Source organism: Pseudomonas sp. NPDC087029, from assembly GCF_044745345.1.
In the GTDB taxonomy this organism is placed as follows: domain Bacteria; phylum Pseudomonadota; class Gammaproteobacteria; order Pseudomonadales; family Pseudomonadaceae; genus Aquipseudomonas; species Aquipseudomonas faucium.
In genome coordinates, this window is record NZ_JBIVAB010000003.1 from 219,381 (window position 1) to 238,121 (window position 18,741).

At 62.9% G+C, this 18,741-nt stretch carries 17 protein-coding genes and 2 tRNA genes; 8 read left to right on the forward strand and 11 right to left on the reverse strand.

The features are described from left to right. Positions 1-82: 82 nt before the first annotated feature. The 8 genes from ruvB to ACIPG5_RS06890 form a co-directional block, all read right to left on the reverse strand. Positions 83-1,129, reverse strand: coding sequence for a Holliday junction branch migration DNA helicase RuvB (gene ruvB, locus ACIPG5_RS06855; RefSeq protein WP_176511594.1), 1,047 nt, complete (start codon positions 1,127-1,129; stop codon positions 83-85). Next, complete coding sequence (gene ruvA, locus ACIPG5_RS06860) at positions 1,126-1,743, reverse strand: Holliday junction branch migration protein RuvA (RefSeq protein WP_176511593.1); 618 nt, start codon at positions 1,741-1,743, stop codon at positions 1,126-1,128. The genes ruvB and ruvA overlap by 4 nt, the downstream gene beginning before the upstream one ends. A 108-nt stretch (positions 1,744-1,851) precedes the next feature. Then, a complete protein-coding gene (gene ruvC, locus ACIPG5_RS06865) occupies positions 1,852-2,376 on the reverse strand; it encodes a crossover junction endodeoxyribonuclease RuvC (protein ID WP_176511592.1) in 525 nt (174 codons plus the stop codon). A 168-nt stretch (positions 2,377-2,544) separates the two neighbouring features. Beyond that, entirely contained in the window at positions 2,545-3,291 is a 747-nt protein-coding gene (locus ACIPG5_RS06870) for a YebC/PmpR family DNA-binding transcriptional regulator (RefSeq protein WP_012315821.1), read from the reverse strand. Between the two features lie 111 nt (positions 3,292-3,402). Further along, a complete protein-coding gene (gene aspS, locus ACIPG5_RS06875) occupies positions 3,403-5,178 on the reverse strand; it encodes an aspartate--tRNA ligase (RefSeq protein WP_176511590.1) in 1,776 nt (591 codons plus the stop codon). Positions 5,179-5,268: 90 nt separating this feature from the next. Next, a complete protein-coding gene (locus ACIPG5_RS06880) occupies positions 5,269-5,490 on the reverse strand; it encodes an FmdB family zinc ribbon protein (RefSeq protein ID WP_176511589.1) in 222 nt (73 codons plus the stop codon). Positions 5,491-5,582: 92 nt separating this feature from the next. Beyond that, positions 5,583-5,909 (reverse strand): ribbon-helix-helix domain-containing protein, encoded by a 327-nt coding sequence (locus tag ACIPG5_RS06885; RefSeq protein WP_176511588.1) that lies wholly within the window; start codon positions 5,907-5,909, stop codon positions 5,583-5,585. A gap of 178 nt (positions 5,910-6,087) precedes the next feature. Next, positions 6,088-6,561 (reverse strand): Dps family protein, encoded by a 474-nt coding sequence (locus tag ACIPG5_RS06890; protein ID WP_176511587.1) that lies wholly within the window; start codon positions 6,559-6,561, stop codon positions 6,088-6,090. A gap of 277 nt (positions 6,562-6,838) precedes the next feature. On the opposite strand from ACIPG5_RS06890, the gene ACIPG5_RS06895 reads away from it, so the two are divergent. Continuing rightward, the gene (locus tag ACIPG5_RS06895) at positions 6,839-7,432 is read left to right on the forward strand and encodes a cold-shock protein (RefSeq protein WP_176511586.1); all 594 of its coding nucleotides are present in this window, start codon (positions 6,839-6,841) and stop codon (positions 7,430-7,432) included. A 40-nt stretch (positions 7,433-7,472) separates the two neighbouring features. Here ACIPG5_RS06895 and ACIPG5_RS06900 read toward each other — a convergent pair whose 3' ends face one another. Next, positions 7,473-7,679 (reverse strand): SlyX family protein, encoded by a 207-nt coding sequence (locus ACIPG5_RS06900; RefSeq protein WP_176511585.1) that lies wholly within the window; start codon positions 7,677-7,679, stop codon positions 7,473-7,475. Between the two features lies 1 nt (position 7,680). Then, entirely contained in the window at positions 7,681-8,100 is a 420-nt protein-coding gene (locus ACIPG5_RS06905) for an HIT domain-containing protein (protein WP_176511584.1), read from the reverse strand. Between the two features lie 727 nt (positions 8,101-8,827). Here ACIPG5_RS06905 and ACIPG5_RS06910 point away from each other — a divergent pair. From ACIPG5_RS06910 to ACIPG5_RS06920, 3 genes are all read left to right on the forward strand, one after another. Continuing rightward, complete coding sequence (locus ACIPG5_RS06910; RefSeq protein ID WP_176511583.1) at positions 8,828-10,102, forward strand: OprD family porin; 1,275 nt, start codon at positions 8,828-8,830, stop codon at positions 10,100-10,102. Positions 10,103-10,264: 162 nt separating this feature from the next. After that, positions 10,265-11,980: a proline--tRNA ligase gene (locus tag ACIPG5_RS06915; protein WP_401373939.1), complete on the forward strand. Its 1,716-nt coding sequence runs from the start codon at positions 10,265-10,267 to the stop codon at positions 11,978-11,980. Positions 11,981-12,000: 20 nt separating this feature from the next. Beyond that, positions 12,001-12,954: a hypothetical protein gene (locus ACIPG5_RS06920; protein WP_176511581.1), complete on the forward strand. Its 954-nt coding sequence runs from the start codon at positions 12,001-12,003 to the stop codon at positions 12,952-12,954. 34 nt (positions 12,955-12,988) lie between these two features. Here the strand turns inward: ACIPG5_RS06920 and dinB are convergent, their stop codons facing one another. Beyond that, complete coding sequence (dinB, locus tag ACIPG5_RS06925; protein ID WP_176511600.1) at positions 12,989-14,047, reverse strand: DNA polymerase IV; 1,059 nt, start codon at positions 14,045-14,047, stop codon at positions 12,989-12,991. Between the two features lie 210 nt (positions 14,048-14,257). On the opposite strand from dinB, the gene ACIPG5_RS06930 reads away from it, so the two are divergent. The 4 genes from ACIPG5_RS06930 (at position 14,258) to ACIPG5_RS06945 (ending at position 18,737) form a co-directional block, all read left to right on the forward strand. Next, positions 14,258-14,334: transfer RNA gene (locus tag ACIPG5_RS06930), tRNA-Met, on the forward strand. 133 nt (positions 14,335-14,467) lie between these two features. Further along, positions 14,468-14,544, forward strand: a tRNA-Met gene (locus ACIPG5_RS06935). Between the two features lie 258 nt (positions 14,545-14,802). Continuing rightward, complete coding sequence (gene mprF, locus ACIPG5_RS06940) at positions 14,803-17,445, forward strand: bifunctional lysylphosphatidylglycerol flippase/synthetase MprF (RefSeq protein WP_176511580.1); 2,643 nt, start codon at positions 14,803-14,805, stop codon at positions 17,443-17,445. Next, positions 17,445-18,737 (forward strand): virulence factor family protein, encoded by a 1,293-nt coding sequence (locus tag ACIPG5_RS06945; RefSeq protein ID WP_176511579.1) that lies wholly within the window; start codon positions 17,445-17,447, stop codon positions 18,735-18,737. Before mprF ends, ACIPG5_RS06945 begins: the two co-directional genes overlap by 1 nt. Positions 18,738-18,741: the final 4 nt, after the last annotated feature.

Below are 18,741 nucleotides of genomic sequence, written 5' to 3' on the forward strand. Positions count from 1 at the left end.
TGTTTTTCAATCATTAATGTCGTATTGCCAGTGCACCCGTGGCATGCCAGCGGTAGGACCACGAAAAGCGGGTTTCGATCTGTCATTCATCGCCTGCTTCGGAAAAACCTGCGCCATCGCCCAGGCGCCCCGGAACATTCAGGCCAAAGTGCAGGTAGGCATGCCGGGTGACCACACGGCCACGCGGCGTGCGCATGATATAGCCTTGCTGGATCAGGTACGGCTCGAGCACATCCTCGATGGTGTGACGCTCTTCGCTGATCGCCGCCGCCAGGTTGTCGACCCCCACCGGGCCGCCGTCGAACTTCTCGATCATGGTCAACAGCAGGCGCCGGTCGGAATGATCGAAACCGCGCTCGTCGACATCCAGCAGGTTCAGCGCCATGTCGGCCACCGCCTTGGTGATCTGCCCCTTGCCGCGCACTTCGGCATAGTCGCGCACACGGCGCAGCAGGCGGTTGGCGATACGCGGCGTGCCCCGGGCGCGGCGGGCGATCTCATAGGCGCCCTGGTCCTCGATGGCCAGGCCGAGAATGCCGGCCGAACGGCTGACGATGGTCGCCAGGTCCTTGTCGCTGTAGAACTCCAGGCGCTGGACGATGCCGAAGCGGTCGCGCAATGGGTTGGTGAGCATGCCGGCGCGGGTGGTGGCACCGACCAGGGTGAACGGTGGCAGGTCGAGCTTGATCGAGCGCGCCGCCGGCCCTTCGCCGATCATGATGTCGAGCTGGAAGTCTTCCATGGCCGGGTACAGCACCTCTTCGACCACCGGCGAGAGCCGGTGGATCTCATCGATGAACAGCACATCGTGGGGTTCGAGGTTGGTCAGCATGGCGGCCAGGTCGCCCGGGCGCTCCAGGATCGGCCCGGAGGTGCTCTTGACCGACACGCCCATCTCCTGGGCGATGATGTTGGCCAGGGTGGTCTTGCCCAACCCGGGCGGGCCGAAGATCAGGGTGTGGTCGAGTGACTCGTGGCGACCGCGCGCGGCCTGGATGAACAGCGCCATCTGCTCGCGCACCACCGGCTGGCCGATGTAATCATCCAGGCGCAACGGGCGGATCGCACGGTCCTGGACTTCTTCACGGTCGCGGCCACTGGCGGCGATCAGGCGGTCGGCTTCGATCACTTGGCGATCATCCCTTTGAGGCTGCTGCGGATCAGGTCTTCACTGCTCATGCCGGCCTTGTCCTTGATCGCAGCCACCGCCTTGCTCGCTTCCTGGGGCTTGTAGCCCAGGGATACCAGGGCGCTGACGGCGTCGGCCTCGGCCGTGGAGGCGCTGCTGACCGGCACCGGGCCATCGGACACCAGGGTGAACATGGCCGGGGAGGTTTCCCAGGCCTTGAAACGGTCCTTGAGCTCGACCAGCAGGCGCTCGGCGGTCTTCTTGCCCACGCCAGGCACACGCACCAGCGCCGAAGTGTCCTGGGCCTGCACGCAACGCACCAGTTCGTCGGCCTCGAGGCCCGACATCAGCGCCAGCGCCAGCTTCGGGCCGACGCCATTGAGCCGGATCAGCTCACGGAACAGTTCGCGCTCGCGCTTTTCATGGAAGCCGTACAGCAGGTGGGCATCCTCGCGCACCACCAGATGGGTGTGCACGGTCACGGTTTCGCCGACCTTGGGCAGGCGATACAGGGTGGTCATGGGCACTTCGAGCTCGTAGCCAACGCCGTTGACGTCGATAACCAGGTGTGGCGGCTGCTTTTCCGCCAGGGTGCCGCGCAAACGTCCAATCACGTTCCGATCCTTCCTCTCGGGGCCGGTCAAAGACCGGTCAACCCTATCAGCAAATGCAACGGGTGAACGCGCCACCCGGACAAAAAATGTATCAGCGCATGAAGTGCGCTACAGACGCAAGCGCCCGCCGCGTCGCCGCGCCGTGGCCAGGCCGTGGGGCACCAGGCTGGAGCGGGTATGGGCATGGCACAGGGCGATGGCCAGGGCGTCGGAGGCGTCGATCTGTGGTTTCTGGGTGAGCTTGAGCAGGTGCATGACCATCAGCATCACCTGCTCCTTGTTGGCGCCACCGCTGCCGGCGACGGCCTGCTTGACCTGGCTTGCGCTGTACTCGGCGATTTCCAGGCCAGCCTCGGCGGCGGCGACGATGGCCGCACCGCGCGCCTGGCCGAGCTTGAGCGCGGAGTCGGCGTTGCGGGCCATGAACACCCGTTCGATGCCCATGGTGACCGGCTCATGGGTGCGTATGATTTCGCTGACACCGCGAAAAACGATCTGCAAGCGCTCGTGCAACTCGCCGGCACCGGTGCGGATACAGCCCGACGCCACGTACTCGCAACCACGCGCGGTCTGGCGCACCACGCCATAACCGGTGATGCGCGAGCCGGGGTCGATACCAAGAATCAGAGTCATAACGCCTGTCGTATAGGGAGATGCTTTAAAGCCGGAGCTCGATTCAAGGCCATTGGGGCCGCTGCACGCCCCATCGCCGGCAAGCCGGCTCCCACAAGTCATTGTGGGAGCCGGCTTGCCGGCGATGGGCTGCACAGCAGCCCCAATTACAATCGTGCTGGCGACACCTTAGCCGAGTTTTTCCATGATCTCGTCGGAAATCTGCGCATTGGAGTAGACGTTTTGCACGTCGTCCAAGTCTTCGAGCATGTCGATCAGCTTGAGCACCTTCTCGGCACCTTCCTGGTCCAGCTCGGCGCTGGTGGTCGGCTGCATGACGATCTCGGCGTCGGCGGCCTTGAAGCCCGCCTCTTCCAGCGCATTGCGCACGGCATAGAAGCTGTTGAACGAGGTGAACACCTCGAACGAGCCGTCTTCGTTGGCGACCACGTCGTCGGCATCGGCTTCCATCGCCGCTTCCATCAACGCATCTTCGTCAACGCCCGGTGCAAAGCTGATCTGCCCCTTGCGCTCGAACAGGTAAGCCACCGAACCATCGGTACCGAGGTTACCGCCACATTTGGTGAAGGCATGGCGCACGGCAGCGGCGGTACGGTTGCGGTTGTCGGTCATGGCCTCGACCATGATCGCCACGCCGCCCGGGCCGTAGCCTTCGTAGCTCAGCTCTTCGACGTTGTCGCTTTCGTTGGTGCCAGCACCCCGGGCCACGGCGCGATCGATGATGTCGCGGCTCATGTTGGCGCCCAGGGCCTTGTCCAGCGCCAGGCGCAGGCGCGGGTTGGAGGCCGGATCGCCACCGCCCTGCTTGGCGGCAACGGTCAGCTCACGGATCCACTTGGTGAAGATCTTGCCTCTCTTGGCATCCTGGCGCTCTTTGCGGTGCTTGATGTTCGCCCACTTGGAATGACCAGCCATAACAACTCCAAATCCTTGAAACACAAACAGTTACGCCCCGAACGGGGCGCAACGACAAATTCCTGCGCCGTAACGCAAAGGCGCATCCATGTGGATGCGCCCGAGGTCCGCTTACTCGACCTTGGTCTGTTCGCGCAGGCGGATGTGCAGCTCACGCAGGGCCTTGGCGTCGACCATGCCTGGGGCCTGGGTCATGACGCACGCAGCGCTCTGGGTTTTCGGGAAGGCGATCACTTCACGGATCGACTGGGCGCCGGTCATCAGCATGACCAGGCGGTCCAGGCCAAAGGCCAGGCCACCGTGGGGCGGTGCACCGAACTTCAGCGCATCGAGCAGGAAGCCGAACTTCTCTTCCTGTTCCGCCGCCTCGATGCCCAGCAGGCGGAATACTGCCTGCTGCATCTCTTTACGGTGGATACGGATCGAACCGCCGCCCAGCTCGGTGCCGTTGAGCACCATGTCGTAGGCACGGGACAGGGCCGTGGCCGGGTTGGCCTCGAGCTCTTGCGGGCTGCACTTGGGTGCGGTGAACGGGTGGTGCAGGGCAGTGAAGCTGCCGTCTTCGTTCTCTTCGAACATCGGGAAGTCGACGACCCACATCGGCGCCCACTCGCAGGTCAGCAGCTCGAAGTCGTGGCCGAGGCGGATACGCAGCGCGCCCAGCGCTTCGCTGACGACCTTGAACTTGTCGGCACCGAAGAACACGATGTCTCCGTCTACGGCGCCAACGCGGTCGAGGATGTTGTTGAGGTTGGCCTCAGGGATGTTCTTGACGATCGGCGACTGCAGGCCTTCGACACCCTTGGCGCGCTCGTTGACCTTGATGTAGGCCAGGCCCTTGGCACCGTAGATGCCGACGAACTTGGTGTACTCGTCGATCTTGCTGCGCGGCATGCTGGCGCCGCCCGGCAGGCGCAGCGCGGTGACGCGGCACTTCGGATCGTTGGCAGGGCCTGCGAACACCTTGAAGTCGACGTCCTTGAGCTGATCGGCAACGTCCACCAGCTCCAGCGGAATGCGCAGGTCCGGCTTGTCGGAGCCGTAGCGGCGCATGGCTTCTTCGAAAGTCATGTGCGGGAATTCGCCGAACTCCAGGTCCAGCACTTCCTTGAACAGCTTGCGGATCATGCTTTCGGTCAGGCCCATGATCTCGCTTTCATCGAGGAAGCTGGTCTCGATGTCGATCTGGGTGAATTCCGGCTGGCGATCGGCACGCAGGTCTTCGTCACGGAAGCACTTGGCGATCTGATAGTAGCGGTCGAAGCCGGCGACCATCAGCAGCTGCTTGAACAGCTGCGGCGACTGCGGCAGGGCGAAGAAGCTGCCCGCGTGGGTACGGCTCGGCACCAGGTAGTCGCGCGCGCCTTCCGGCGTTGCACGGGTCAGGATCGGCGTTTCGACGTCGAGGAAGCCGTTTTCGTCGAGGAAGCGGCGGATGCTGCTGGTGATGCGCGAGCGCAGGCGCAGCTTGTCGGCCATTTCCGGGCGACGCAGGTCGATGAAGCGGTAGCGCAGGCGAGTTTCCTCACCGACGTCGGAGTATTCGTTGAGCGGGAACGGCGGGGTTTCCGCTTCGTTGAGCACGTTCAGCTGGTAGCCGAGAATCTCGATGGCACCGGAGGCCATGTTGGCGTTGACAGCACCATCGGGGCGCTTGCGCACCTTGCCGGTGATCTGCACGACGTACTCGCTGCGCACGCGGTCGGCGGCGGCGAAGGTTTCGGCGCGGTCCGGGTCGAACACGACCTGGGCCATGCCCTCGCGGTCACGGATGTCGAGGAAGATCACCCCGCCGTGGTCGCGGCGACGATGGACCCAGCCGCAAAGGGTGACTTCCTGGCCGTCCAGGCTCTCGTTCAGTTGGCCGCAATAATGGCTGCGCATCATGATGGTGGTTTCGCTTCTCGTGATTCGTGTATTCGGTGGAGGCCTTGCCCAGAGGGTTAATACTGCAAGACCCAGCTACTGCAATTCAACTCAGTCGGCCTTGTCGCCGCCTGCCAGATTCTTTTTTGCCCCGGTCTTGAAGTCGGTTTCGTACCAGCCGTTGCCGCTCAGGCGAAAACCTGGGACCGACAGCAGCTTCTTCAATGCCGGCGCTTCACAGGCCGGGCAATCGGTCAGCGGGGCGGCGCTGATCTTCTGCAGCACCTCCATCTGGTGATTGCAGGAAGCACATTGATAGTCATAAAGGGGCATGGATGTCTCTCGTCAACCACAACGCGGGCTGCCTGGGCAGCAAAAAGCGAGATTATATATGGTTAACAGGCACTGCGCAGCCCGCCCGGCGATCAGCGTGCACTTGGCGGGTCGAGCAGCCAGGCGACACAGATCACCCGGATCAGCCCGCTGAAGTTGCGCACCCCGCCCTGGCGCAGGTGCACCTCACGGTCCACGTAGGAGAGCACGGCGCTGACCGAGCACTGATTGGCCTCGGCAATGCGTTCGAGGATGCCCCAGTAGACGCCTTCCAGCCGCAGGCAGGTGGAAAACCCGTTGAGCCGCACCGAACGCGATACCGGCTGAACCTGCACCATGTCGAAATCTGCCTTGAACGGATCGATGCACTGCTTGCCTGGCCAGCATCCCAGGCCTATCCGTCGCTTGTTCGCTTGCATACTACGCCCCACTCACTGACTACCACCAACTTCCCTGCAGCGCATGCAGGGACCCTGGGGCGAATCAAGCGCGCACGGGCGCATTCAAAGCAGCGGCAAAGCCTTCCTGTACAAACGAAAAAGCCCGGCCGAAGAGCATTCGGCCGGGCTTTTGGGGGCTACCTACAACCGCATCGGACTATTGACCCTTGAGCAGCACTCGCAGCATCCAGGCGGTTTTCTCGTGCACCTGCATGCGCTGGGTCAGCAGGTCGGCGGTAGGCTCATCGCTGACCTTGTCCACCACCGGGAAAATGCTGCGCGCCGTGCGCACCACGGCTTCCTGCCCATCCACCAGCTGGCGAATCATCTCTTCGGCAGCCGGCACCCCCTCTTCTTCCTTGATGGAAGAGTGGCGCGCATAAAAGGCATAAGACCCCGGCGCCGGGAAGCCCAGGGTGCGAATGCGCTCGGCGATCGAGTCGACGGCCAGCGCCAGTTCGTTGTACTGCTCCTCGAACATCAGGTGCAGGGTGCGGAACGACGGACCTTCGACGTTCCAGTGGAAGTTGTGGGTTTTCAGATACAGCACATAGGTATCCGACAACAGGCGGGAAAGCCCTTCGGCGATGGACTTGCGATCTTCTTCACTGATACCGATATCGATTGCCATGAAGTTCCCCTTTGCATTGGGCTTGATGATCAAGCAGGCCTGACACACTGTATCAACACTTTGCCCAACCCGCCCATGACCCAGCGCAAGCGAACGCCATCGACCCCCTCGGTTTGAGAAGGGCCCGGCTTTGCTGTTAAATAGGCACGGTGCCACCCGTGCGGACTGTTATTGCCGGGTGCATAGGCTGGCGTACCGCGTGATCGCGTTCTACACCTCATGCGCACCGCGTTGCCAGCTCTTCCTGTGATCGGCCTTATCAACTGCGAGCCAACCCATGTTCAAGATCGTCCACCTGGTGACGGGCGTTGCGGCTTTGCTGCTCTCGCTCATACCCAGCCTGAAAACCGATGCGACACCCTTCCTGCAGCAACCCGACGCGGTCTACCTGGCCCTGCTCGGCCTGCTCAACCTGCTGCTGGCCCCGGTCGTGCCCCTGTATTACCGCGGTGCACGCCAGCAGCTGCAGCACCTGGCCTGCGCCCTTTTGGTGGTGGCCGTGGTACTGCAGACACTGACCCTGCTCGCCCGCCCGGAAATGGGCAACCTGGCCGCCCTGGTGTGTGCCACCCTGGCCGTGGCCCTGCACCTGGCGGCCGGCTTTGCCCGCGCCAGCCGTAAGGTGCGCAGCAGCTCGAACGCCTCTCAGGACGCCGGCCAGCGGGATACCGGCACCGTGAAGTGGTTCAACACCTCCAAGGGCTTCGGCTTCATTTCGCGCGATTCGGGTGACGATATCTTCGTTCACTTTCGCGCCATTCGCGGCGAAGGCCACCGCATCCTGGTCGAAGGCCAGCGCGTGGAGTTTTCGGTCATGCACCGCGACAAGGGCCTTCAGGCCGAAGACGTAGTCGCGGTGAATCGCCGCTGACCACAGCCAGCCCTGGGGCTCCCCAGGGCTACCCTCCCTCTCAGTAATGCGGCGGCGGCGCCTCTTCCCCTTCACTGCCGTACTGGCCGACCATCTCCTCATAACGCTTGATCAGCTCGGCCATCTGCAATTGCAGGCGATCGATCACCTGCCCCTGCTCGGCCACCACATCATTGAGCGCTTGAATGGTGTCGTCCTGAAACGCCTGGCGGGTTTCCAGTTCGATGATGCGCGATTCCAGCGACATGTCAGGCCTCCTGGTAATCGTTTTCAAGCAGCGCACGCAGGCGCGCGCGAATCGCCTCCACCTGCTCCGGCGCATAAGCCAGCGCAGGCACCTTGCCCCACACCGGTGCAGGCCAGGCGGCGTCATGCTGGTGACGAACGATCACGTGCATGTGCATCTGGCTGACCACGTTGCCCAGGGTGGCAACGTTCATCTTGTCGGCGGCGAACTCGCGCTTGAGTGCTTCGGCCAGATAAGTGGTTTCTTTCCACAACTGCGCCTGGTCTTCCTGGCTCAAGTCGAACAACTCACTTGCACCTGGGCGCTTGGGCACCAGGATGAACCAGGGATAGTTGGCATCCTTGCTCAGCAGCAGCCGGCACAACGGAAAATCACCCAGTACCAGGGAATCCTGCTGCAAACGAGAATCCATCAAAAACACGGTAAACCTCCATCAAGCAAAACCGCCCGTGACTACGGGAGCATGGCCGCAAGGATACCCTGCTGCGCGGTTTCAGTTCAGCAATCGATGAAGGCTGCACAGTGGCGGTAACACAACGCTACTTTTCGCACCAAAATGAGGCCGCGCTACGACACACCAATACGGTTTTACCCAGCGCATCTACTCAACATGAACAGTCGCCGGTAACACATTGACTTTTATGACAGGTTTTTGCTTTTCCGGTGACATTTGTTTTGGCACACCATCATACAAGCCACACCCCGTATTTCCGGCACTTTTCCACCTGCGGCCCAGGGTGTTGTGAAAATTTCATCAAGCGTTGTTAATTTTGAGCACGCTTGTTGCATTCCTTTCACGCCAAGTCGGCACGACACCTGCATGATGCGGTGGACGCGACAAATAACAACAGCGGCATTGGATTCACCAGGGAGTTTCTTCAACCGCAGCCGACACTTACGGCTTGCATGGGGTGACAGGAACAGCGCTGGGGTTGTACGCCCGGTTAAACCGGCGCGTGATTTGCGACACGGAAATACCTATAAGCGACATGGCTATAAAGTTCCCGAAAGGTTTTATATACCCATATCGCCAACAACAGTCAGCGTGCTATACATTTCCGCCGACATAACAAGAAAGAGCTGCCCCATATAACTAAAAAACTTGGGCGCAGCGGTACTCTTCCTAAAAACCAAAGGAGCAAATCACGATGCGCGTGATGAAGTGGAGCATGATCGCCCTGGCCGTTTCGGCAGGGACCTCGCAAATGGCCCTGGCATCTTCCCAGGACGAGTCCAAGGGTTTCCTCGAAGACAGCAAGCTGAACGTCAAGACTCGCATGCTGTACTTCAGCCGCGACTACCGTAACAACCCGGCTGGCAGCCAGAGCCGCGTAGAAGAAACCGGCCTGGGCTTCCTGGGCACCTACGAGTCGGGCTTCACCCAAGGCACCGTCGGCTTTGGTGTCGACGCCATCGGCATGCTGGGCCTGAAACTGGACAGCGGCAAAGGCCGCCACTCCACCGGCCAGTTCCCGACAGACGGCGACGGCCGTGCGCAGGATGAGTTCTCCGAAGGCGGCGGCGCGGTAAAAATGCGCATCTCCGATACCGTGCTGAAGTATGGTACCCAGTTCACCGCACTGCCAGTGCTGGCCACCGACGACAGCCGACTGCTGCCGGAAACCGTGGAAGGCGCGCTGATCACCAGCAGCGAAATCAAGGGCCTGACCCTGAACGCTGGTCACTTCACCGCCCTGAACGCCCAGTCTGAAAGCGACCACGACAGCCTGCACCTGAAGAAAGCCGATGTCGTCGGCGGCACCTACGCCTTCACCGACAACCTCAGCACCAGCCTGTACTACTCCAAGGTCGAAGACTACTGGCGCAAGTACTACGCCAACGTCAACTGGGCGCTGCCAATCTCCGACAAGCAAGGCCTGGTGTTCGACTTCAACATCTATGACACCAAGAGCGATGGCCAGGGCCTGCAACGTGCCGAGAACGATGGCACCACCAAGCTCGACAACCGTGCCTTCAGCCTGTCGGGCGCGTACAACATCGGCGCCCACACCTTCACCCTGGCTTACCAGAAAGTCACCGGTGACGGCGACTACGGTTACGGCGTGGACGGCGGCGGCACCATCTTCCTGGCCAACTCCGTGGCCCGTTCCGACTTCAACGCCGAAGACGAGAAATCCTGGCAGGCTCGCTACGACCTGAACTTCGCCGAGTTCGGCGTGCCAGGCCTGACCTTCATGACCCGTTACGTGCGCGGTTCCGATGCCAACACCGGCACCACCAGCAACGGCAAGGAATGGGAACGCGACATCGACATCAAGTACGTGCTGCAAGAAGGCCCTGCCAAGGACCTGAGCTTCCGCGTGCGTCAGGCCACCTACCGCTCTTCCGATGGCGTCTACTACGGCTCCCCATCGCTGGACGAACTGCGCCTGATCGTCGAGTACCCGCTGAGCATCCTGTAAGCCTGGCTTATAGCGTGCCCCGCACATGAAAAAGCCCGGCCAACCCGCCGGGCTTTTTCTTGGCTGACAACTGCCCCCGCCTGGGGCATTCTGTACGCCTTCGTTTCGCCCCCGTACAATGCGGGGTCATTTCAATGTCTTAGGCAATCGACACGGCTAACCATGCGCACCAGTCAATATTTGCTCGCCACCCAGAAAGAAACCCCTGCCGACGCAGTGGTCATCAGCCATCAGCTCATGCTGCGTGCCGGCATGATCCGCAAACTGGCCTCCGGCCTGTACACCTGGCTGCCGATGGGCCTGCGAGTCATGCGCAAGGTCGAAGCCGTGGTACGCGAGGAAATGAACGACGCCGGCGCCCTGGAAGTGCTGATGCCGAGCATCCAGCCAGCCGAGCTGTGGCAGGAATCCGGCCGCTGGGAGCAGTACGGCCCTGAGCTGCTGCGCCTCAAAGACCGCCACAACCGTGATTTCTGCGTCGGCCCGACCCACGAAGAAGTCATCACCGACCTGGCCCGCAACGAGCTGTCCAGCTATAAACAGCTGCCGCTCAACATGTACCAGATCCAGACCAAGTTCCGTGACGAGATCCGCCCGCGCTTCGGCCTGATGCGCGGCCGCGAGTTCATCATGAAGGACGCCTACTCCTTCCATGCCGACCAGGCTTCCTTGCAGGAAACCTACGACCGCATGCACCAGGCGTACTCCAACGTCTTCACCCGCCTGGGCCTGGACTTCCGCCCAGTGCAGGCCGACACCGGCTCCATCGGTGGCAGCTACTCCCATGAATTCCACGTGCTAGCCGAGTCCGGCGAAGACGACGTGATCTTCAGCGACAGCTCCGACTACGCCGCCAACATCGAGAAGGCCGAGGCCATCCCGCGCGAAACCGTGCGCCCTGCCCCAACCGAGGAGCTGCGCCTGGTCGATACCCCGGATGCCAAGACCATCGCCCAGCTGGTCGAGAATTTCGGCCTGCCGATCGAAAAGACCGTCAAGACCCTGATCGTGCACGGCGCCGAAGAAGGCAAGCTGGTGGCCCTGGTGGTGCGTGGCGACCACGAGCTCAACGAAATCAAGGCCGCCAAGCTGGAACAGGTCGCCGACCCTGTGGTCATGGCCACCGACGCCGAACTGCGCGCGGCCATTGGTGCCGGCGCCGGCTCCCTCGGCCCGCTGAACCTGCCGCTGGAGTGCGTGATCGACCGTTCGGTCGCCCTGATGAGCGACTTCGGCATCGGCGCCAACATCGACGACAAGCACTACTTTGGCGTCAACTGGGAGCGTGACCTGCCTGTCCCGGAAGTCGCCGACCTGCGCAACGTCGTCGAGGGCGACCCAAGCCCGGACGGCCAGGGCACCCTGGTGATCAAGCGCGGCATCGAAGTGGGCCACATCTTCCAGCTCGGCACCAAGTACAGCGAGGCGCTCAAGTGCCAGGTACTGGGCGAGAACGGCAAGCCGGTCACCCTTGCCATGGGCTGCTACGGCATCGGCGTGTCCCGCGTGGTCGCCGCTGCCATCGAGCAGAGCTATGACGACAAGGGCATCATCTGGAACGACGCCCTGGCTCCGTTCCAGATCGCCCTGGTACCGCTGCGTTACGAAACCGAAGTGGTGCGCGAGGCGACCGACAAGCTGTACGCCGAACTGACCGCTGCCGGCTTTGAAGTGCTGCTGGACGACCGCGACAAGAAGACCAGCCCCGGCATCAAGTTTGCCGACATGGAGCTGATCGGCATCCCACACCGTATCGTCGTCAGCGACCGCGGCCTGGCCGATGGCAACCTGGAATACAAGCACCGCACCGAGCAGGACGCCCAACCGCTGCCGCTCAATGAAGTGCTGAGCTTCCTGCAGGCCCGCGTTCGCCGCTGATAATCAATGCACGAGTGATCATGTCCAAGCGAAGTACCTTTACCCTGGGGGGTGCCGCACTGTGCGGCACCCTGCTCGTCAGCGGCTGCGCCAACCAGATGTCCCAGCGCAGCGAGCATGAGGAGCGCGTCGAGCGCAAACTGCTCGAGCACACCCTGCAGATCGATGTCGGCGAGCCCAAGGTGATGGAGCTTCCGCAACGGCGCGTGCGCATCCATGAACAGAAGCGCTTCGAAGTCACCGAGTTCGAAGTGACCCGGCGCTACGACCGCTATACGCCGTACCAGCCTTGGCGGGAGATCTACGAGATCCCGCTGGGCGCAGTGGCCGTGGTGGCCGGTGTCGGCGCCAACGTGGTCAACGTGTTCGCCCTGGGCAACCTGCCCGACAGCGTTACCCACGATTGGCTCAGCTATGGCGTGGCCGGGCTCAACCCGTTCATGAACGTGCAGTCCAATGGCCGCGCCCAGCAGAACCTGGCCGGGATCAGCGAAGTGCAGAAGGACAAGCGCGAGGAATTCACCAGCCTGCCGTGGAGCGAGCGCCTGGTCGAAGTGAAGGCAGGCAAGCTGACCCACGAGCTGACCACCGACAGGAACGGCGTGCTGCGCCTGAACCTGCTGGACAGCCCATTCTCCGAGCAGCACCTGAACCACGTCGGCACCCTGCACCTGCAGGTGGTCGATGAGGAAAATGCGGTGCGCGGCGATGCCAGCCTGCTGGTCAGCACGACCTTGCGCAATAAACTGCAGGAAGCCCACGAGCTGATTTTCGATGACCTCGAAGACGACGATGTGGGCCAGTGGGTGCACCGGGTCAAGCGCCTGTCGGAGCTGGGCCTGGAAGAGGAAGCCAGCGAGATGGAGCAGAGCCTGGTCGAGCTGACCCGCAACGACCCGGAGCTGCAGAAGGAGTTTCTGCAGGCACTGACCAAGGCTACCGGGCGACTGGTAGCCGACCCCGGCGTGCAATAGATGATTGAACAAGGGCTGCTTCATGCAGCCCTTTTCATTTATCCGCGAACAACTCCAGTTGCTCGTGCGCACCGCGCAAGTCCCGCAACCTGACCCCCACCCCCAGCAACCGCACCGGCTTGCCACCCCGCGCGAAGGCCTGGCGCAGCAATTGCCGATAGCTTTCCAGGTCGCGCCCTGCCCCCGCTTGCTCCAGGGTGGTCTGGCTGAAGTCATGGAACTTCACTTTCACGAAGGGCTTTTCTGGCCGGTAGCTGCTGTCCATGCGCGCAATCCGCTCGTTCAGGCTGTCGAGCAGCTCTGGCAGGCGCTCAAGGCAACTGGCCAGGTCCGGCAGGTCGGTGTCGTAGGTGTTCTCCACGCTCACCGATTGGCGCCGGCTGTCATTGTGCACCGCGCGCTCGTCGATGCCTCGCGCCAGCCCCCACAGCCGCTCGCCGAAACTGCCGAACTCGCGCACCAGGTTCAGCCGGGGCCATTCGCGCAAATCCTGGCAGGTAACGATCCCCAGGCGCGCCAGCTTGTCTGCCGTGACCTTGCCCACCCCATGCAGCCTGGCGACCGGCAAAGCAGCGACAAAGGCCTCGACCTGGTCGGGGGTAATCACGAAAAGCCCATTGGGCTTGCGCCAGTCACTGGCGACCTTGGCCAGAAACTTGTTCGGCGCCACGCCCGCCGACACGGTGATATGCAGGGTGCGGGCCACACGCCGGCGGATGTCTTCGGCGATGCGCGTGGCGCTCCCGGCGAACCATTGGCTGTCACTGACATCCAGGTAGGCTTCATCCAGCGACAACGGCTCGATCAGTTCGGTGTAGTCACGGAAAATCGCGTGGATCTCGCGTGAGGCTTCGCGGTAGGCCTCGAAACGCGGTTTGACGATCAGCAGGTCAGGGCACAGCTTGAGCGCATGGCGCGACGACATGGCCGAACGCACGCCATAGGCTCGGGCTTCATAGTTGCACGTGGCAATCACCCCACGGTGGTCGGGCGAACCGCCCACCGCCATCGGCCGCCCTGCCAGGCGCGGGTCGTCACGCATCTCGATGGCGGCGTAGAAGCAATCGCAGTCGATATGGATGATCTTGCGCAAAGACATGGACGACCGTCAGTACTGTAAATTCATACAGATAGTAGCGCATGCAACCCCACGGCTCCCAGCCCGGCTCGATAATCGGCCTGAAAGGCCCGCCACAGCTGCGCTGCGGGCCCTATTCAAGCGCTAAGGGTTTGAACGAAAAAGGTTTTTTTGAAGTAAAAGCTTGACATAGGGAAGTAATTCCGTAGAATTCGATCTCACAGGCGCGGGATGGAGCAGCCTGGTAGCTCGTCGGGCTCATAACCCGAAGGTCGTCGGTTCAAATCCGGCTCCCGCAACCAGATTCGAGAAAAGGCCACTGTTAACGCAGTGGCCTTTTTCTTTGCCTTGAATAAGCTGCAGTGAATAAAAACCCGGACAAGCAACGATAATGCTTGACCACAACTGTTGAAGCTGTAGAATGCGCCCCTCTGACGCGGGATGGAGCAGCCTGGTAGCTCGTCGGGCTCATAACCCGAAGGTCGTCGGTTCAAATCCGGCTCCCGCAACCATATTCGTCAGAACAAACCCCGCCTGTGTAACAGCAGCGCGGGGTTTGTTGCATTTCATCGGCTAAAAAACCCTTCCCCTCCCCTTTGCCGACCGCCAACCCGCAGGGTTGAGATATCTCCTACAGGATGAACTATCTTTAACCGTGCCGGACGACTGAAAGTAACGTTGCCCGGAGTACTATCTGGACACGTTTTCCAAAGGGACTTTCACTTGGCCGCACCTTTCCCGAACCTCGCGCTGCATGCACGGGGTAATCAATGACTTCCCACAACCCCGAACCCCAGGTTCCACTTGCTGCCGCATTGCCTACCGCCGCGCAACGCCTGCCCTGGCTCGAACGTTTGAGTCGCTATCGCCAGCCAATCGGGCTGGGCGTGACCCTGTTGCTGTTCGGCATGGCGCTGATCGCCTGTCGCCACCTGTTGAGCGAGCTGGACATCTATGCGCTGCACGATGCCATGCTCAGCGTGCCGGCCCAGTCCCTGCTCGGCGCCTTCATGGCAACGGTGGTCGGCTTCGTGATCCTGCTGGGTTATGAATGGTCGGCAAGCCGCTATGCCGCCGTGAAGCTGCCGGCGCGCACGCTGCTGCTGGGCGGTTTCAGCGCATTCGCCATTGGCAATGCCATCGGCCTGTCGATGTTGTCGGGTGGCTCGGTGCGCTATCGCCTGTATGCCCGCCAAGGCCTGGGCGCCGCTGAAGTCGCACGCATGACGGTGTTTGCCAGCCTGTCGCTGGGCTGTGCCCTGCCGCCGCTGGCGGCACTCGCCACCTTGAGCAACCTGCCGGCCGCCTCGACCGCCTTGCGCCTGCCCGCCAGCGTGCTGGCCGCGATTGCCATCGCGGTGCTGGCACTGACCCTGGTGCTGGTCATCGGTTTGTACCGGCGCCGCCTGGCGGAACAGCCGCTGGCAGACAGCCTGTTGGTGCAACTTGGCCGGCGTACCCTGCGCCTGCCTGGCGCCCGCCTGGCTGCATTGCAACTGCTGATTACCGCCCTGGACGTCGCGGCCGCCGCCACCGTGCTCTACCTGCTGCTGCCAGAAGCGCCGCCATTCGGCGCCTTCGTACTCGTTTATCTGCTGGCCCTGGCGGCCGGCGTGCTGAGCCATGTGCCCGGCGGCGTCGGGGTGTTCGAGGCCATTTTGCTGGCGGCCTTCGCCGACCAGCTCGGCGCTGCGCCCCTGGCGGCGGCCCTGCTGCTGTACCGCCTGATCTACGTGGTGCTGCCGCTGCTGGTAGCGTGCGTGCTGTTGCTGGCCAACGAGGCGCGCCGCCTGCTGTTCGCCCAGCAGGCAATCAAGGCTGCATCCGGGCTGGCGGCGCCGATCCTGGCCATTCTGGTCTTCCTCTCCGGGGTGGTCCTGCTGTTCTCCGGCGCCACCCCGGAGATCGATACCCGCCTTGAGCACATGGGCTTTTTGGTGCCGCACCGATTGATCGACGCCTCGCACTTCGGCGCCAGCCTGATCGGCGTGCTCTGCCTGCTGCTGGCCCAGGGCCTGCGCCGGCGCCTGTCGGCAGCCTGGCTGCTGACCACGGTGCTGCTGCTGATGGGCGCAGTGCTGTCGCTGCTCAAGGGCTTCGACTGGGAAGAAGCCACGCTGCTGACCGCCACCGCCGCCCTGCTGGCGCTGTTCCGCCGGTCGTTCTATCGCCCGAGCCGCCTGTTGGAGCTGCCCTTCTCGCCCATCTACCTGGTGGCCAGCGCCTGCGTGGTCGGTGCCTCGGTGTGGCTGCTGCTGTTCGCCTACCAGGACGTGCCCTACAGCCATCAATTGTGGTGGCAGTTCACCCTGGATGCCGATGCCCCGCGCGGCCTGCGAGCAGCCATGGGCAGCGCCGTCCTGCTGGTGATCGTCGCCCTGACCTGGCTGTTGCGCACCGCCCGCCCAACCATCCACCTGCCCGACGCAGAGGAACTGCAGCGCGCCAACCGCATCGTGCTGGCCTCCGACCAACCGGACGGTGGCTTGGCATTGACCGGCGACAAGGCCCTGCTGTTCCACCCCAGCGACAATGCCTTCCTCATGTACGCCCGCCGTGGCCGTAGCCTGGTGGCGTTGTACGACCCGATCGGCCCCGCCCAGGAGCGTGCCGAGATGATCTGGCAGTTCCGCGACCTGTGCGACCTGCACCACGCCCGCCCGGTGTTCTACCAGGTGCGCGCGGAGAACCTGCCGTTCTACATGGACATCGGCCTGACCGCGCTGAAGCTGGGCGAGGAAGCCCGCGTCGACCTGCGCCGCTTCGACATCGAAGCCAAGGGCAAGGAGATGAAAGACCTGCGCTACACCTGGAACCGCGGCGGGCGTGACGGCCTGAGCCTGGAAATCCACGAACCCGGGCATGCGCCGCTGGCTGAGCTTAAGGAAATTTCCGACGCCTGGCTCGGTGGCAAGAACGTACGCGAGAAGGGCTTCTCGCTGGGGCGCTTCAGCCCCGAGTACCTGCAGCACTTCCGGATCGCCCTGATTCGTTTCCAGGGCCGCCCAGTGGCGTTTGCCAACCTGCTGGAAACCCATGGCAACGAACTGGCCAGCCTCGACCTGATGCGCGCGCATCCCGAGGCGCCCAAGCTGACCATGGAATTCATGATGGTTGGCCTGATCCTGCATTACAAAAGCCATGACTATGGCCGCTTCAGCCTGGGCATGGTCCCGCTTTCCGGGCTGCAACCTCGGCGTGGCGCGCCTTTGACCCAACGCTTGGGCTCGATGGTGTTCCGCCGTGGCGAGCAGCTTTACAACTTCCAGGGCCTGCGGCGCTTCAAGGACAAGTTCCAGCCGGACTGGGAACCCCGTTACATGGCCGTGCCGGCCGGGCTCGACCCGCTGGTTGCACTGGCTGACACTGCCGCCCTGATCGCTGGCGGCTTGACTGGATTGGTGAAACGTTGATGATCCGACGCTATTGGCTGTACGTACTGATACCCCTGTTGCTGGCTGCCCTGGCCGGTGCCGCGGCGTTCTGGGTGTGGACCCGCCCGGCTCCGGAAGCACGCCTGGAGCAACTGACCCTCAATGACACCAGCATGACCCGCGTCACCCCCGGCGTGCATGCCAAGGCCCGGGTCGCCATCGGCGTGCCCCAGGACCAAGCGTTGACCGACAAGCAGCTGCTGGACCTGAGCCAGGCCGGTGAAGCCCAGCTGGTACAGGTGATCCTGCCGCCTGGCGACTGCAGCAAGCAGCAACAGGCGATGGACCAGGCACTGACCCAGCTGTCCGACAAGCCGACCCTGGTAGCCGGTATCGGCCCAGGTGCATCCCAGGCCTGGCGCTGGCTGGCCGCACAGACCGACGACAAGGCCAAGGCCATCTCGGTGGACTTCAACATCGAACAGCCCGGCTGCCCTGCGGCGCTGCCCAAGGCGGCGGCCCACGGCCATTGGAACGTTGCCTGGAACGACAACCCGGATGACGCCAGCGCCGCCTTCGTGCGCGATCAGGCCAATGCCGAAACCAGCATCAGCGACTACGACATCCACCTGCCGCAAGTGCTCAAGGCGCAGCTGACCCAGGCCCTGGTCGGCCATGACGGCAACGCCCTGGCCATACCGGTGGTGGAAGTGCCGGCCGGGCAAACCACCGACACCGTCACCCTGTTCCTGTCCGGCGACGGCGGCTGGCGCGACCTGGACCGCGACGTGGCCGGCGAGATGGCCAAGCTTGGCTACCCGGTGGTGGGCATCGACACCCTGCGTTACTACTGGCAGCACAAGACCCCCGAGCAAAGCGCCGCCGACCTGTCCGAGCTGATGCAGCACTACCGGCAGAAGTGGGGCACCAAGCGTTTCGTGCTCACCGGCTACTCGTTCGGCGCCGACGTGCTGCCGGCGATCTACAACCGCCTGCCCGCCGAAGACCAGCAACGCATCGATGCGGTGATGCTGCTGGCCTTTGCCCGCAGCGGCAGTTTCGAGATCGAGGTGGAAGGCTGGTTGGGCAAAGAAGGCCAGGAAGCACCGACCGGGCCGGAAATGGCCAAGCTGCCGGCGTCCAAGGTGGTGTGCGTGTATGGCGTGGAAGAGACCGACGAGAGCGGTTGCACCGACAAGACGGCCGTGGGCGAGCGCATGAAGCTGCCGGGTGGGCATCACTTTGACGAGAACTACCCGCAACTGGCCAAGCGCTTGATCGACGAGATCGAGACGCGCCAGGGAAAATCCAGCGTCGCTGACAAGAACTGAAGGT